11 protein-coding genes and 1 pseudogene are annotated in these 14,490 nt (G+C 45.5%); 7 read left to right on the top strand and 5 right to left on the bottom strand.

The genetic code is table 11. The features are described from left to right. Positions 1-100 precede the first annotated feature (100 nt). A complete protein-coding gene (locus AACT21_RS15680; protein ID WP_094163626.1) occupies positions 101-1,216 on the bottom strand; it encodes a GNAT family N-acetyltransferase/peptidase C39 family protein in 1,116 nt (371 codons plus the stop codon). Positions 1,217-1,286: 70 nt separating this feature from the next. Between AACT21_RS15680 and AACT21_RS15675 the strand changes: the two genes are divergently transcribed. The 4 genes from AACT21_RS15675 to AACT21_RS15660 all read left to right on the top strand — a co-directional run bounded on the left by AACT21_RS15675 (position 1,287) and on the right by AACT21_RS15660 (position 5,463). Next, positions 1,287-2,738 carry a RimK family protein gene (locus AACT21_RS15675; protein ID WP_017046561.1) on the top strand — a complete coding sequence of 484 codons (1,452 nt, stop codon included), beginning with the start codon at positions 1,287-1,289 and terminating at the stop codon, positions 2,736-2,738. A 66-nt stretch (positions 2,739-2,804) separates the two neighbouring features. After that, a complete protein-coding gene (locus AACT21_RS15670) occupies positions 2,805-3,746 on the top strand; it encodes a zinc transporter ZntB (RefSeq protein WP_017046560.1) in 942 nt (313 codons plus the stop codon). Positions 3,747-3,756: 10 nt separating this feature from the next. Next, the gene (locus AACT21_RS15665) at positions 3,757-4,308 is read left to right on the top strand and encodes a gamma-glutamylcyclotransferase family protein (RefSeq protein WP_176430174.1); all 552 of its coding nucleotides are present in this window, start codon (positions 3,757-3,759) and stop codon (positions 4,306-4,308) included. A 156-nt stretch (positions 4,309-4,464) separates the two neighbouring features. Then, positions 4,465-5,463, top strand: coding sequence for a substrate-binding domain-containing protein (locus AACT21_RS15660; RefSeq protein ID WP_026027964.1), 999 nt, complete (start codon positions 4,465-4,467; stop codon positions 5,461-5,463). Between the two features lie 69 nt (positions 5,464-5,532). On the opposite strand, the gene galM is transcribed toward AACT21_RS15660, so the two are convergent. From galM to galE, 4 genes and pseudogenes are all read right to left on the bottom strand, one after another. Next, positions 5,533-6,567: a galactose-1-epimerase gene (gene galM, locus AACT21_RS15655; protein ID WP_254917164.1), complete on the bottom strand. Its 1,035-nt coding sequence runs from the start codon at positions 6,565-6,567 to the stop codon at positions 5,533-5,535. A 30-nt stretch (positions 6,568-6,597) separates the two neighbouring features. Then, positions 6,598-7,749: pseudogene (gene galK / locus AACT21_RS15650) on the bottom strand (galactokinase); the annotation flags it as partial. A 189-nt stretch (positions 7,750-7,938) separates the two neighbouring features. Continuing rightward, positions 7,939-8,991 carry a UDP-glucose--hexose-1-phosphate uridylyltransferase gene (locus tag AACT21_RS15645; RefSeq protein WP_017046557.1) on the bottom strand — a complete coding sequence of 351 codons (1,053 nt, stop codon included), beginning with the start codon at positions 8,989-8,991 and terminating at the stop codon, positions 7,939-7,941. Positions 8,992-9,045: 54 nt separating this feature from the next. Then, positions 9,046-10,059 (bottom strand): UDP-glucose 4-epimerase GalE, encoded by a 1,014-nt coding sequence (galE, locus tag AACT21_RS15640; protein WP_094144444.1) that lies wholly within the window; start codon positions 10,057-10,059, stop codon positions 9,046-9,048. A gap of 292 nt (positions 10,060-10,351) precedes the next feature. Here galE and AACT21_RS15635 point away from each other — a divergent pair, with 292 nt between their 5' ends. From AACT21_RS15635 to AACT21_RS15625, 3 genes are all read left to right on the top strand, one after another. Further along, positions 10,352-11,662, top strand: a complete 1,311-nt coding sequence (locus tag AACT21_RS15635; RefSeq protein WP_017046555.1) for an MATE family efflux transporter — start codon at positions 10,352-10,354, stop codon at positions 11,660-11,662. Positions 11,663-11,776: 114 nt separating this feature from the next. Beyond that, on the top strand, positions 11,777-12,925 hold the full coding sequence (chrA, locus tag AACT21_RS15630; RefSeq protein WP_094163622.1) for a chromate efflux transporter: 1,149 nt from the start codon (positions 11,777-11,779) through the stop codon (positions 12,923-12,925). 224 nt (positions 12,926-13,149) lie between these two features. Continuing rightward, entirely contained in the window at positions 13,150-14,298 is a 1,149-nt protein-coding gene (locus tag AACT21_RS15625) for an HD domain-containing phosphohydrolase (RefSeq protein ID WP_013856135.1), read from the top strand. Positions 14,299-14,490 lie beyond the last annotated feature (192 nt).

Here is a 14,490-nt window from a genome sequence, read left to right as displayed (position 1 = left end):
CAATAAAAACAATAAAATAAGAAATATCACTCAAAAAAAGAGTCATAACAACTCAAGAAAAACAGTCATTATGACTCAATGAATTCACTTAAACTCTATCCTAACCCGTAGTTACACACATAGCACTGCGGTTCGAGCTAATCACCACACAAGCCGTCTGTTTTTGTTTACCAAAACCGATGATTTGTGACAGCGCTTTTTTGCCGACCGGAATGAAGGCCGAAGCCATCGCATCCGCTTCTGTTTCTGCATGTGGATCGTGAATGAAGAAGAATTTATCGCTCATACCACTGAGTACGATCCAATGCGGCTCTTTCTTACCATCGAAACGATAAGTGCTGATGAGTAGCAGCACACATGCCCCTTCCGTCACCCACGCTTCTAGTTGCTCTTGACTCGGTGGTGCATCAATCATCGCCACATCTTGATGACTAAGCTGCTCACAAAAATCAAGATGAACCAATTCGATAACTTGTTTTTTATTGGCATCTCGCACGCTATCAATAAAAGGCGTGCTTTTGGATTGGCTCCACAGCTCCACATGATAACCGCGTCGACTAGCAGCCAATGCTAACCCTTGACCACTGCACCCACCGTGCCCTGCCGCCATAAAAATCGTTGTTGCTTCTCGCCACAGTTGCAGCTCAGCGGTGCGACTCGGCTCAAACGATTTAGACAAGCAAGAAAAGCTCATCAGCAAGCATGCCGCACCGCAAGTAAATGGCGTAGTCTGAACATAAAGTGGCATTGGCAATTGCACCTTAGGCCCTTGTGGCGACAAGCGTTTTTGCATCCGGCGTCCATTACACAAATCATCGTAATAATGGATAAGAAATTTCAGGGTTTTATAGCCCATTTTTTCATATAAATTTATCGCTGCCGTATTGTCTTCACGCACTTCTAATCGTAATGTAGTGGCACCTTGATCAAGAGCAGCACGCTCGCATTGCTCGACCAAATTTTGAGCAATCCTCCGGCCTCTGAAATCAGGTTTTACGGCAATCGAATACAACCTTGATAGCTGTGTACCTTGATGAAATAGTAGCAATGCATATCCAGCCAGCTCTGTGCCGGCATCGGCCACAAACAACACCGCTTGGTTGGAATGTAAAAAACGCTTCATTTGACGTGGAGAGATTTTATCTCCGTCAAACAGCTGTTGTTCTAACGCATTAAGAGCAGTGAGATCAGCACTTTTCGCAAGACGAAAGTCCATACGACGTCCTTAAGTGGTTGGCAAGATTGCGGCTCAATATTATTCCTATTGATTAAGGAAAAGAATAGCAATGGCAAACCTTTTGATCGTGACCGACCAGTCCAGTGACTGGCAACAATATTTCCCCTCAGAGCAAGTGGTAAGTGTAGACCAATACCTCAACAGTAATGGCACCCATACTCATCGCAGCCTGCAAGTGGTCAACCTGTGTCGCGATTATGGCTACATGAGCAGCGGCTATTACTGCTCGCTGATGGCAGAGGCACGCGGCCACCGCGTTATCCCTCGAGTGATGGCAATCAACGACATCAATCAACCCTTTTTACTCTCTTCTGGCTTATTGAAACTCAATAAACTGTGCGCCCAAACCGATTTTATACAGTGCAAAATTTATTTTGGCCGCACCGCAGAAAAAGGCTTGGATAAACTGGCTCGCCGCCTGTTTGAACAGTTTATGGTGCCCGTTATTGAGTTGGAAATGAACCGCGTTCAAGGGCAGTGGCAAATCAGCAAAATTGGCCCTTTCCCATTCCAAGATTTGAACGACCAAGAGCAAGATTTCTTCGTCGAATCATTAGAGCTGTTTTCAACCAAAGTTTGGCGTAAACCGAAGCAAGAGAAAAAATACCGTTACGATATTGCCATGCTGGTGGACGAAGAAGAGAAAATGCCACCTTCTGATCCCTCAGCATTAAAACGTTTTCGCCGCGCCGCAAACCGTTTAGGGGTTAACCTAGAAACCATTTCACCGGATGACTTATCGCGTTTGGGTGAATTTGATGGCTTGTTTATTCGCGCCACCACGAACATCAGTAATTACACTTACCGCTTTGCAAAAACGGCTGAGAAAATGGGCTTGGTGGTGATGGATGATTCTGAATCGATCATGAAATGCACAAATAAAGTGTTCTTAACTGAGTTGTTGCAACGCAACAAAGTGCCTGCGCCAAAAGGCGTGATTTTGCAAAGTTTTGATGAGCAATGGAAAAGCAATGTCATGCAGGAGTTGAGCTTTCCCATGGTATTAAAAATTCCAGATGGCGCATTTTCACGTGGCGTGGTCAAAGTACGCGACGAGCAAGAGCTGGAACGCGAAGCCGGCGCACTGTTTGAAAAAAGTGCTCTGATTTTGGCACAAGCCTTCATGCCAACTGACTTTGACTGGCGCATCGGTGTAATGAACCGCCAAGCCATCTTCGCCTGCAAATACATGATGAGCCGCGGCCACTGGCAAATTTATCAACACCACAACAGTGGCCGAGTCTCTTCTGGCGGCTTTGAAACCTTGGATTTAAAACAAGTACCTAAAAACGTGGTTGATGTTGCCTTAAAAGCGTCAAACCTTATCGGTAGTGGCCTGTACGGCGTTGACTTGAAAGAGATTGATGGCCAAGTTTACGTAATCGAAGTGAACGATAACCCTAGTATTGATCACCAAGTTGAGGATGCGTTTTTAGGCGATCTTCTTTACGATAGGATCATGACTGAGTTTCTGCGCCGTATTCAAATGCGCGGTTTCTGATCTCAATTGGTATAATCTACTGCTCCTCAATGCTGAGTCATTGAGGAGCAAGTTATAAGGATATTCATGGAATTTTTGATCGACCAGTGGCATTTTTCTGCATCCGCTCCGCAGCAAAAACTCAATAGTGCTTCACTGATTGAAGCCGGGAATTGGTATCACTGCCAACGCGATATTCCCGGTTTAAAAGAGTGGTTGCTGCAGTATCAGATCCCCACTTCAATTGTCGACAGCCTCTTAGCAGAGGACACTCGCCCACTGTTTGAGCAATACGATGATGATAACTTTTTACTGATTTTGCGTGGCGTCAACATGAACGACAACGCCAACCCAGAAGATATGTTGAGCGTTCGTATTCTCTATTTCAATGGCGCGCTATTTTCAACCCGAAAAATCCCGTCAAAAGCCGTCAATGTAATCCGTGACCTACTGCAGGCCGGGCAAGGCCCGCAAACCCTTTCAGATGTACTCGTGCAGATCATTGATGGTTTAAACAAAAACATCGATAACTACTTAAACAGCATTGAAGCGAAAATCACCCAATACGATAACGAGATTGAACTCAGTGACGAGCTGATGCAGACGCATAAAGCGCTGCTCAAAATCAAACGTTTTATCAAACCTCAGCAATACGCCATCGATGATTTCAGTGATTCCAAAGTCTCGCTGGCAAATGATAAAAACTTGCGTCTGCGCCACAGCGTTAACACCATCACGCGCATTAATGAAACCCTCGATTTTTACCTTGGTGAGCTCGAACTGATCAAAGGGGAATTGCGTCAATATCATGCAGAGAAGATGAACCAAAACACCTATTTATTCTCGGTGATTGCGGCGATCTTCCTACCAACAAGCTTTTTAACTGGCTTACTTGGGGTTAATGTCGGCGGTATTCCCGGTACTGAATCCCCCGTTGCTTTTGCTCTCTTTTGCATCGCACTGGTTGGTATTTTTGGTTTAGAGTTTTGGATTTTGCATCGGTTACGTTTTTTCAATAAGGAGTCGTAATTCACTGATGATGTATATTTTTGGTTATGGCAGCTTGATCAACTCCGCTTCTCGCCAGTTAACAGGGCAAACAGGAAGAGCGATTCCCGTAGTCGCGCATGGTTTAGTTCGTTACTGGGGAAAAATTGATGAGAGCTACATATTGTCACCTTTGGTGGTGAATGAAGGACAAGGGCAAGTCAACGGCGTACTACTGGAGATCGATGAAACCGCTTTGGCAGAATTTGACCGTCGAGAGCGTGGTTATGAGCGAGTGCCCCTCAACGCTAATCAAATCGAGAGTGATGACGCTTTTAACCTCCAATGGCCGATTTGGGTTTATGTCAAAGAGGCACCAGAGCCTCCCTGCGAGCGAAGCCCTATCGTACAAACCTATGTCGATACCGTGCTGGCTGGTTGTTTAGAGTTTTCAGAAACCTTTGCGCGCCATTTTGTTGAGCACACGGTAGGCTGGCAACATCCGCTGATTAACGATCGCCTCGCGCCGAAATACGGTAATTTAGCAGGGGTAGACCCCTGTCATCATACGATCATTGATAAGCTGATTGCCACTGTCCGTTAGCGCATTAGCTTTCATTCCAATTTTAAACGTTTACATTAATTAGAAGCCTTGATTTACCTATATAGAAAGTCGTAATTATCACATTGATTGCATTGTTCGTTTGCCTTATTTACACCACCATTGTTAAATACAGCGAGCAATAGCAAGAGGTGTAATATGGCTACCATAAAAGATGTAGCTCGCGAAGCCGGTGTGTCAGTGGCAACGGTTTCACGAGTCATCAATAAATCCCCTAAAGCGAGTAAAACATCGATTGAAGCGGTCACCGCCGCAATGAGTTTACTTGGCTATCGGCCTAACGCCGCCGCACGAGCTTTAGTCAGCCAAAGTACCGACACCATAGGCGTGCTAGTCAGCGACGTTTCCGATCCTTTTTTTGGCATGCTCGTGAAAGCGGTCGATAATGTGGCTCATGACAATGGCAAGCATTTGTTGATTGGCAATGGTTATCACCGTGCTGAAGAAGAGCGCCAAGCGATTGAACTGCTGATCAACAGCCGTTGTGACGCTTTGGTGATTCACTCGAAAGGTTTATCGGATCAAGAATTGATCGACTACGCTGCCGAAGTGAAATCGATGGTATTGATCAACCGTCATATCCCGCAACTGGCTAACCGCTGCATCTCATTGGATAACTACAAAGGTGCTTATTTGGCGACTGAATTTTTAATCCGCCACGGTCATAAAAAAATCGCTTGTATTGGCTCTTCTCATTCGATTGAAGACGCTACAGATCGCGTAGCTGGTTATCAAGCCGCGTTGAAAGATCACGGTATTGAGATCGCTCCTAATTACATCGAGTTGGCCGAACCACACAGCGAAGGTGGCGAGCAAGCGATGACTCACTTGCTGATCCGTTCGATCGACATGACTGCCGTGGTCGCCTACAACGACAATATGGCAGCGGGCGCGTTAAATGTGCTTGAGGAGAATGGTGTAAAAAGCCCTGAGCAAATTTCAGTGATCGGCTTTGATGATGCGTTGATCGCACGCTATATTCGCCCAAGGCTGACCACCATCCGCTACCCAATCGAGATGATGGCTGAAAAAGCCGCTAAACTGGCACTCCAATTAGCCCGTGGCGAAACGATAGAAAAAGAACCGATGATTTTCTCACCGACTTTGGTGCGTCGAGATTCGGTAGAAAAAATCTGACGCACTCAGGTTACACTTTCACTCGCCACTTTGGGCATCAATACTCAACATCTAAGCGACGCACCCACCTTAAACGTCAAATTGGTAAATGGTAGTATGAGTATATTCTTGCCCTGGCAGAGTAATACAGCTGGGTTGCTGCCATTCGGCATGATTGGGAGCATCCGGCAAGTATTGAGTTTCTAATGCGACCCCCGCATAGCCTTGATAAACCCCACCGCGCCGATTGGGCGTCCCCGATAACCAATTTCCACTATAAAGTTGTATGGCAGGCTTAGTCGTAAATACGCTCATGGTTACCTTTGCATCTGGTGACTTCAGTTGCGCGGCACACACGGTTAAATCAGTTTTGTCGGGCAATAAATAACTGTGGTCATACCCTTTGCTTGCTTGTTGCTGCTCATCTTTGAGTAAGTCACGACCTATTGATTTTGCAACGCGAAAATCAAAGCCCGTGTCGATGACAGATTTTGGCCCTGACAATGGGATTCCATGTGGATCTGTGGGTAAAAATTGATCGGCTTTTATAAAGAGTGAATGATCTAAAATCGTATGATCACTCTCTGCGCCTAGCAAATTAAAATAGGCGTGGTTGGTTAAATTAAGCGGCGTTGGTTTATCTGTGGTCGCTAAATAACGGAGGATCAATTGATTATGATCGTTCAGTTCATAGCTCACGGCAATGTCAACATTACCGGGAAAACCTTGGTCACCATCCGATGAATGGATTGAAAACGTCACTTGTTGAGCACTTTTGTGAGCAATAGTCCAACGACGCTGATCTAACCCTTCAAGACCGCCATGCAAACTATTTCCAGCTTGGTTGGTCGTCACTTGATAGCGTTGATCATTTAATTCAAATTGGCCTTTAGCGATCCGGTTGGCATAACGTCCCACAGTGACGCCCATATAGCTTTGTTGTTTCTGGAAGTCGCTCATGGTGGAAACACCCAGCAGAACTTCTCTGCGTTCCCCATCCTTAAGCGCCAACTCACAACTGAGCCATGTTGCACCAATATCCATTAATACTACGCGGCTACCAATGCGGTTAGTCAAACTGACAAGTTGTGCAGGACGGCCATCATAGGCTACTTGCTGAGTCATAGTGTGAACAAGTGAAGATGTGCAGCAAGCCTCCACTAGACCAGCGCCCTCTTTTGCTTGGCAGACGTAAATCGACGCTTTCAGGCCAGTCGCCACTTCATATTTCTCATCGACAGCCGCTTTCACTGCATCAACCAATGTCGGTGGGACAAGTGCCACAATACAGCCACCAAAACCGCCCCCAGTCATACGCACACCGCCTTGGTCACCAATCACCTCTTTGATGATATCAACCAAGGTATCAATCTCTTTGACCGTAATTTCAAAATCATCACGCATCGATGCGTGTGATTGAGCCATCAGCTCGCCCATGCGCTTCATGTCGTGGGCGCGCAACGCTTGGGCCGCTTCAACAGTACGGTCATTTTCAGTAATGATGTGACGAGCACGTTTAGCCACCAACTCATCAAGCTCAGAAACTTTTTGGTTAAACTGTTCAATGCTTACATCACGCAGCGCTTTGACGCCAAAAATACGCGCAGCCTCTTCACACTGCTGACGGCGAGTATTGTATTCGCTATCTACCAAGCCGCGTTTTTTATTGGAGTTGACGATCACGACTGCCATCTCTTCTGGCATTGAAACCGCTTGTGTTTCTAGGCTACGGCAATCTAAAAGTAGCGCGTGGTTTTCACGACCTTGCGCCGAAATCATTTGATCCATAATGCCGCAATTACAGCCGACAAATTCGTTCTCGGCCTGTTGGCCATTTAGTGCAATTTCCGCTTGAGAAATATCCAGTTGATAAAGTTCTTTAAAGGTTTGACCGATCACGACCTCAAGCGCAGCCGAAGAGCTAAGCCCCGCTCCCTGTGGAACATTACCGCTGACAGTAATATCCGCCCCGGTAAACGAGTACCCACGCGCAAGCAAACATTTCACCACGCCGCGAATGTAGTTCGCCCACATTTTGTCTTGTTGGAAAGTAATCTCTTGGGTGAGGTCAAACTCATCAAGTGCATTGCCATAATCAACAGATACGATGCGCACTAAATTATCTTCACGCTTGGCAGCCGCTACCACGGTTTGATAGTTAATTGCGCAGGGGAGCACAAAACCGTCGTTATAGTCGGTGTGCTCACCAATCAAATTTACACGGCCTGGCGCTTGGATGATATAGCTAGGCGCGTAGCCCAACACTTGCTCAAAAGACGCTTTCACATTTTGGATTAAATCAAACATTTGCATTCCTAAACTCATAAACTGGTTTTCATTTCCCATTAACCACTTAGCGCTATGAAAAAAACTTTGTTAAGCCCAAGTTGTTGGAGGCGCAGCGAGGTGATAAGTAAATTCAGCCAATGAACATAGATTACCTATGTTCTTAGGGTGCGTTTACGCAGCAACAAAGCTACAACTTCACAGATGACGTTACTGCTCTTTGTAGTGAACATCACTTAGCTCGCGCAGACGCTGCGCCGCTTGTTCTGCGGTTAAATCTCGTTGGCTTTCAGCCAACATTTCATAACCCACCATAAACTTACGAATCGAGGCACTGCGCAGCAGTGGTGGGTAGAACAGTGCATGCAGTTGCCAATGGTCAATGTTCGTACCCTCTTCAAAGAAAGGCGCGTAATGCCAGCCCATAGAATAAGGGAAAGAACATTGGAACAGGTTGTCGTAACGGCTGGTCAGTTTTTTAATCGCAACGGCGAGATCGTCACGTTGCGCATCACTCAACTCACTCATGCGACGGATATGCGTTTTTGGCAGCAACATGGTTTCAAATGGCCATGCAGCCCAGTAAGGCACAACAGCCACCCAATGCTCTGTTTCCAGCACAATGCGTGAGCCATCTTTCAGCTCAGCTTGCACATAATCCACCAGCAGGTTACTACCCTGTTGTTGGTAATACGCTTTTAGGTTGTGCTCCTTGCGTTCAATTTCATTGGGTAAGAAGCTATTAGCCCAGATTTGGCCGTGTGGGTGAGGTTGGGAACAACCCATGGTTTCGCCTTTGTTCTCAAATGCTTGTACCCAAACGTACTCTTTACCTAACTCTTCGATTTGATCGTTCCACGTATCAATCACGCTGCGAATGTTGCCCACGGGTAACTCTGGCAGAGTTTTGCTGTGATCTGGAGAGAAACAAATCACTCGGCTCAAACCACGCACACCTTGAGTTTTGAATAGAGGGCTATCGGACTCCGGTGCATCTGGCGAATCTACCATCAGTGCTGCGAAGTCGTTGTTGAATACGTACGTACCTTGGTAGTCTGGGTTGACATCACCAGAAATACGCTCGTTTGTCGGACAAAGAAAACACTTCTCATCATAACTTGGCAGTTCATCTACCGCTGGCTTTTCATCAGCCCCGCTCCAAGGGCGTTTGGCGCGATGTGGTGAGACTAAAATCCACTGCCCCGTGAGTGGGTTGTAGCGACGATGTGGATGATCCACTGGGTTAAATTCAACATTCGACATATTGCTTACTCAATTATGCTATTTGATAGTCCGGCGCGTCACGCCGGATAAAAACTAGTACCCTTGTGGGTTATTGGATTGCCAATGCCATGTATCAGCAGCCATTTCATTGATACTGCGCGTCGCCTTCCAAGCCAGATCTCGCTCCGCTTTTGTGGTACTAGCCCAACACTCGGCAATATCACCCGGGCGGCGTGGGCAAATCTCATAAGCAATAGGAACACCACTTGCTTGAGCAAAGGCTGAAACTATCTCTAACACACTCGATCCGTTACCCGATCCAAGGTTGTAAATATGCCTTCCCGCTTTCATCGCAACCGTATTTAAAGCGGCCAAATGGCCATCGGCTAGATCCATCACATGAATGTAATCACGCACACCCGTACCATCCGGTGTGGGGTAGTCGCTACCAAATATGGATAACTTCTCGCGGCGACCTACCGCAACTTGGGCAATAAACGGCATCAGATTATTCGGCACACCTTGCGGGTCTTCGCCCATAGTGCCAGAAGGGTGAGCCCCCACAGGGTTGAAGTAACGCAGTAAGGTCACACTCCAATCTGGCTCAGCAACCACTAAATCCGACAGGCACTGCTCAACCATATATTTGCTACGACCGTAAGGATTGGTGGTTGATCCGGTTGGAGAATCTTCAGTTATCGGCACGATTTCAGGATCGCCATACACTGTCGCCGATGAACTGAATACAATACTTTTCACTCCAGCTTTACGCATACTGCGCGCTAGCACCAACGAACCATTGACGTTATTGTCATAATATTCGAGCGGTTTTATCACGGATTCACCGACGGCTTTTAAACCTGCGAAATGAATCACAGCATCAATATTATGTTCAGAAAATACCTTATCGAGAAAGGCCTCATCACGGATATCACCATGATAAAACACGGGCGTTTTATCTGTCAGTGCATGGATACGGCTTAATACTTCAATCTTCGCGTTAGATAAGTTGTCAACGATAATGGGGTCGATACCCGCTTGTATCATTTGTACACAGGTATGACTTCCGATATAGCCCATACCGCCCGTCACTAATACTTTCACCATACTCTCCTATTGGGATACCGATAGAGGTTGATTTTCGCTTTTGAAAAAGTCTAACAGCCTTACTCGCTTTTAATCTGTGATCAAAACACCACAATGTAAACGTTTCCACAAAAACTCTAAAACAATTCCCTTCACTTAACTGATTTTATTTAAATTACGTATACAATACGCACAGGTAGGCTCTAGTGAGATATTTTGCAGCCCACCACCTTGCACCATCATCTTCTCTAGTTCGACTTACCTTGCTGAGTTTTAGCCCATGACCCAAAGCCGTGTAGAACTGAATAACCGAATGAATATCGTCACTTTGACTTGGCCGATCTTTATTGAGATTTTATTACGGACGGCGATTAACACCAGTGATGTGTTTATGCTGAGTAGTTATTCAGACAAGGCTGTATCAGCGGTTGGGGTTATCACTCAAATCAATTTTTTCTTGCTGATTGTCTCAATGATGGTCAGCAGTGGTACAGGGATCCTAATTGGGCAATACAATGGCTCTGGCCGCCAAAGTGAATCGGCACATGTTGGGGTGGCCAGTTTACTGCTTGGATTAATCATTGGCTCATCGCTCAGTTTAGCCGCTTATTTGAGCGCTAATTCAGTCATGAATGCCTACGGCTTAGAAGCGCAGGTCGCACAATATGGCTATGAATATCTGGTTATCAGTGGCAGTTTTACAGTAAACGTTACCATCGGCATTGTACTGGCGACGATTTTGCGCAGTAACGGCTACTCCAAAGCGCCGATGTTCATTAATTTATTTGCCGGATTATTGAATATCATCGGTAACTATATTGCTATTTTTCAACCCTTTGGACTGCCCGTCTACGGTGTACAAGGGGTTGCGATATCAACAGTGTTCAGCCAAATTGTCAGCACTATTTTGCTGTACTACACCGTTAAGTACTACCACATATCACTACCGGTGAAAGAGTGGAAAATCATCCCGAAGCCGCTATACCAGAAGATCATCAAGATCGGCATGATGAATGCGGGAGAGATTCTTTCCTATAACATGATGCAACTGACGGTGATTTTTTTCGTTGTAAAAATGGGCACGGCTTCACTGGCCGCGTTTACTTATGCGCAAAATATTGCCCGTCTCGCCTTTGCATTCTCAGTGGCTCTTGGGCAAGCCGGGCAAATTCAAACTAGCTACTACATTGGTAAAGGTTGGGTGGATGAGATTCTGACTAAAGTTCAACAATATTTTGTGGTTGGCTTTCTCGTCTCCAGCACATTGACGATCTCAATTTATCTACTGCGCGCTGATATCATCGCCCTCTTCACTTCTGATCCTGAGATAACGGCCTTGGTCGCAGGGTTAATTGCTGGCTCCATTGCAATGGAAGCCGGGCGCACGTTTAACCTAATTTTTATTGCCGCACTCAAAGGCGCAGGAGACATTCGCTTTCCAGTGCAGATGGGCATATTAAGCATGTGGACTTTTGGCGCAGGTTTAACTTACTTATTTGGCCTACATTGGGGATGGGGAGTTATGGGTGCATGGGTGGCCATTTCGGTGGATGAATGGTTCAGAGGCATCATCATGTTTAGGCGTTGGCGATCTAAGGTTTGGACTAAGTTTAAACTCAGTTAACCCATGCCAATCTGTCTATCATTTTCCTGCGGTTTACAAATGGTTAATGATTAAATTTGAATCTGCTCAAACATCCTTTTAAAGTAGCAAAACAACGTCTCTTTAAGAGTGCTTATGCACATGTTTACTATTTTCAAAACTTTTTTTCTGCTTGGGTGGATAAGCTTTGGTGGGCCAGCTGCTCACATTGGTTATTTCCGCAATACATTCGTTGAAAAATTAAAATGGATTGAAGATAAAGAATACGCACAGATCGTTGCCTTAAGTCAGTTTTTGCCAGGGCCAGGTTCAAGCCAAGTTGGGTTTGCACTAGGATACCATCGTGGTGGCTTATTGGGTGGATGCGCCGCTTTTGCTGGTTTTACACTCCCTTCGGTTTTGATCATGGTTGCCCTTGCCATCGCCAGCAGCCAATTACTACAAACCCCCTTATTTCAAAACGTGATTCACGGCTTAAAACTGCTAGCCGTTGTGGTTGTCGCGGATGCCACATGGGGAATGTATAAAAACTTCTGTAAGAATCGCTTAACTGTTGGGTTGTGTGTGGCCACCGCTGTGATGCTGATTGTTGCACCCAGTATTGGAACGCAAATTGGAGTTCTCATTGGGGCAGCGCTGATCGGAGTGAAATGGCTCCCTAGTCAAGATTTAGCCACTGAACGTTCATTTGTCCCCGCTTTCGTCCCTTTCACTCTCTTTATTGGCTTACTGGTCGGTTTACCTTTTGCCGCCCACTTAATGCCTGAAATCGCTCTATTTAACCACTTTTATCAAGCGGGTAGCTTAGTGTTTGGCGGTGGGCATGTCGTGCTTCCATTGCTGCAAAATTTAGTTGGCGACGCGCTTGACCCGGATCTATTTTTAACAGGATATGCCGCAGCACAAGCGGTTCCTGGTCCAATGTTTACCTTCGCCACTTACATTGGTTACGCTCTACTACCACAAGCGCCAATCTTAGGCGCAACTCTGGCGACCATTGCCGTCTTTTTGCCGGGTTTTTTGTTACTGCTCGGCGTGCTTAAAAATTGGCAAGCCTTAGCAAACTATCGATCAGTATCAGGAGCAATCAACGGTGTTAACGCCGCCGTCGTTGGTTTGCTGCTCTCAGCCTTATATCACCCTGTATTTACAAGCTCGGTCAGCAACAATTTAGACATGGCGATCGTTCTGACCGGTTTTTACCTACTAAAACAGCTCAAACTGCCTATTGTCTGGCTGGTTATATTCTTTATGCTCAGTGGTATTGCACTTGGATTAAACTGAAACTGGCCATACGCCTTGTGACTAAACATGGCGTCAAATAGCCGTATTTATCTAGTGACCCAGCGTCATCCAACTGCTTTCCAGTACCACCTCATATTGCTTGATTATATAACCCATTTTTTAGTTAAATTTAACGCACGCATCGCTTATCTGTTCTAAACTTATCAATTAGAAGAGCCTCTCCATTTCAACCTTGGAGACCCTGTAGCGCAGAGGAACACGCGATGGATACGCATAGCAAAGGTTGCGAGCACGCCTATTTTCCACATGTTGGTCCACTCAATAAGCAACTGGCTAACATACACCAACGAATGCAAGTCAAAGTCCCAGAGATTGACCGTATCTCTTTTGCGCTATACGACCATCACCATGATAATTTGAAAACCTACGCCGACAGCACCTTTCACGGGGGTGAGCTTATACATTACGAGTTTCCACTTGCTGAGCTTCCAGTCCTTAAGCAATGCGCACAAAACGGCCAGAGTCGTAGCGTTGAAAATATCCCAATCCAATTGAAGCCAGACTATCCTCATACTCGCTGGCTAATTGAGCAAGGTTATTGTTCATCACTGGCGATTCCGACTTACCATCAGCAAGCATTTATTGGCTTTATTTTCCTCAACTCGTGTCAAAGCCATTTGTTTACCGAACAGGTAAAGCAGAATGTAGAACCTTTTATTGAGATGATTCGCTTTGCAGTTTGCTCTGAATACGATTTAGTCCACACTATTTTAGAGACTGTAAATTTGACTCAAGCGCGTTCCCCAGAGCATCAACTGGAATCGAAAGAGCATAAAGAACGTATTAGCTGTTATGCCAAAGTCATCGCTACTGAGGTTGCTGACATTTATCAACTGGATGATGAAACCATTGATAACATCATCCAGTTTTCGCGCTATCACGACATAGGCAAACTTGCCCTACCGACCAGCTTATTACTTAACCCAAATACATTAGATAAACCAGAGCGTGCTCAACTGTATAGCCACATAGAAAAAGGTATTGAAATCATTAATCAAATTATTGATGACATAGGTACACCTGATCACCCTTGCATATGCATATTAAAAGAGATCGTCGCTTATCATCATGAGTTTTTGGATGGCAGTGGCTATCCTTACGGCCTAATGCAAGACAATATCCCGATATCGGCACGCATTATTGCTGTTGCCAACGTCTTTGATGCCTTAACAAGCCATCGTCCATACAAACAAGCTTGGTCTGTTCCTTTTGCCCTTCTCGAACTGGAAAAAATGGTCGTGAGCGGCAAGCTTGATAAACACTGTGTCAATGCCCTTCGCTATCATCAAGATTACTTAAAACATGTGATTGATATTCACCCAGAAATCGACCCGAAGGATAGATTCAACTGAACAGAAATAAACGTCACTCTGAGTTAATAGTGTCAAAATAAGAAAGTGAATCCAGCGCGCAACTTTAACGTTTAGTAACTACAATCTTCTTTTACCTAACCATTCCACCATGCTAAAGTTAACAAAACATTAACATAAGAATAATAATATTTTTGCCAATAACATGGAGTTAGAGAATGATTCAGCCTAACG

The sequence above is a fragment of the Vibrio sp. V08_P9A1T1 genome (genome assembly GCF_963874405.1).
GTDB classification, from domain to species: Bacteria; Pseudomonadota; Gammaproteobacteria; order Enterobacterales; family Vibrionaceae; genus Vibrio; species Vibrio anguillarum.
Note: the sequence above shows the minus strand (reverse complement) of the source record. Positions and strands in the feature narration are given on the sequence as shown.

Excerpts from the sequence above, each read along its gene's own strand:
- AACT21_RS15665 (WP_176430174.1), top strand. The coding sequence starts at position 3,757 with ATGTATATTTTTGGTTATGGCAGCTTGATCAACTCCGCTTCTCGCCAG.
- AACT21_RS15635 (WP_017046555.1), top strand. The coding sequence starts at position 10,352 with ATGAATATCGTCACTTTGACTTGGCCGATCTTTATTGAGATTTTATTA.
- galE (WP_094144444.1), bottom strand. The coding sequence starts at position 10,059 with ATGGTGAAAGTATTAGTGACGGGCGGTATGGGCTATATCGGAAGTCAT.
- AACT21_RS15680 (WP_094163626.1), bottom strand. The coding sequence starts at position 1,216 with ATGGACTTTCGTCTTGCGAAAAGTGCTGATCTCACTGCTCTTAATGCG.
- AACT21_RS15675 (WP_017046561.1), top strand. The coding sequence starts at position 1,287 with ATGGCAAACCTTTTGATCGTGACCGACCAGTCCAGTGACTGGCAACAA.
- AACT21_RS15660 (WP_026027964.1), top strand. The coding sequence starts at position 4,465 with ATGGCTACCATAAAAGATGTAGCTCGCGAAGCCGGTGTGTCAGTGGCA.
- AACT21_RS15625 (WP_013856135.1), top strand. The coding sequence starts at position 13,150 with ATGGATACGCATAGCAAAGGTTGCGAGCACGCCTATTTTCCACATGTT.
- AACT21_RS15670 (WP_017046560.1), top strand. The coding sequence starts at position 2,805 with ATGGAATTTTTGATCGACCAGTGGCATTTTTCTGCATCCGCTCCGCAG.
- galM (WP_254917164.1), bottom strand. The coding sequence starts at position 6,567 with ATGACTCAGCAAGTAGCCTATGATGGCCGTCCTGCACAACTTGTCAGT.
- AACT21_RS15645 (WP_017046557.1), bottom strand. The coding sequence starts at position 8,991 with ATGTCGAATGTTGAATTTAACCCAGTGGATCATCCACATCGTCGCTAC.
- chrA (WP_094163622.1), top strand. The coding sequence starts at position 11,777 with ATGCACATGTTTACTATTTTCAAAACTTTTTTTCTGCTTGGGTGGATA.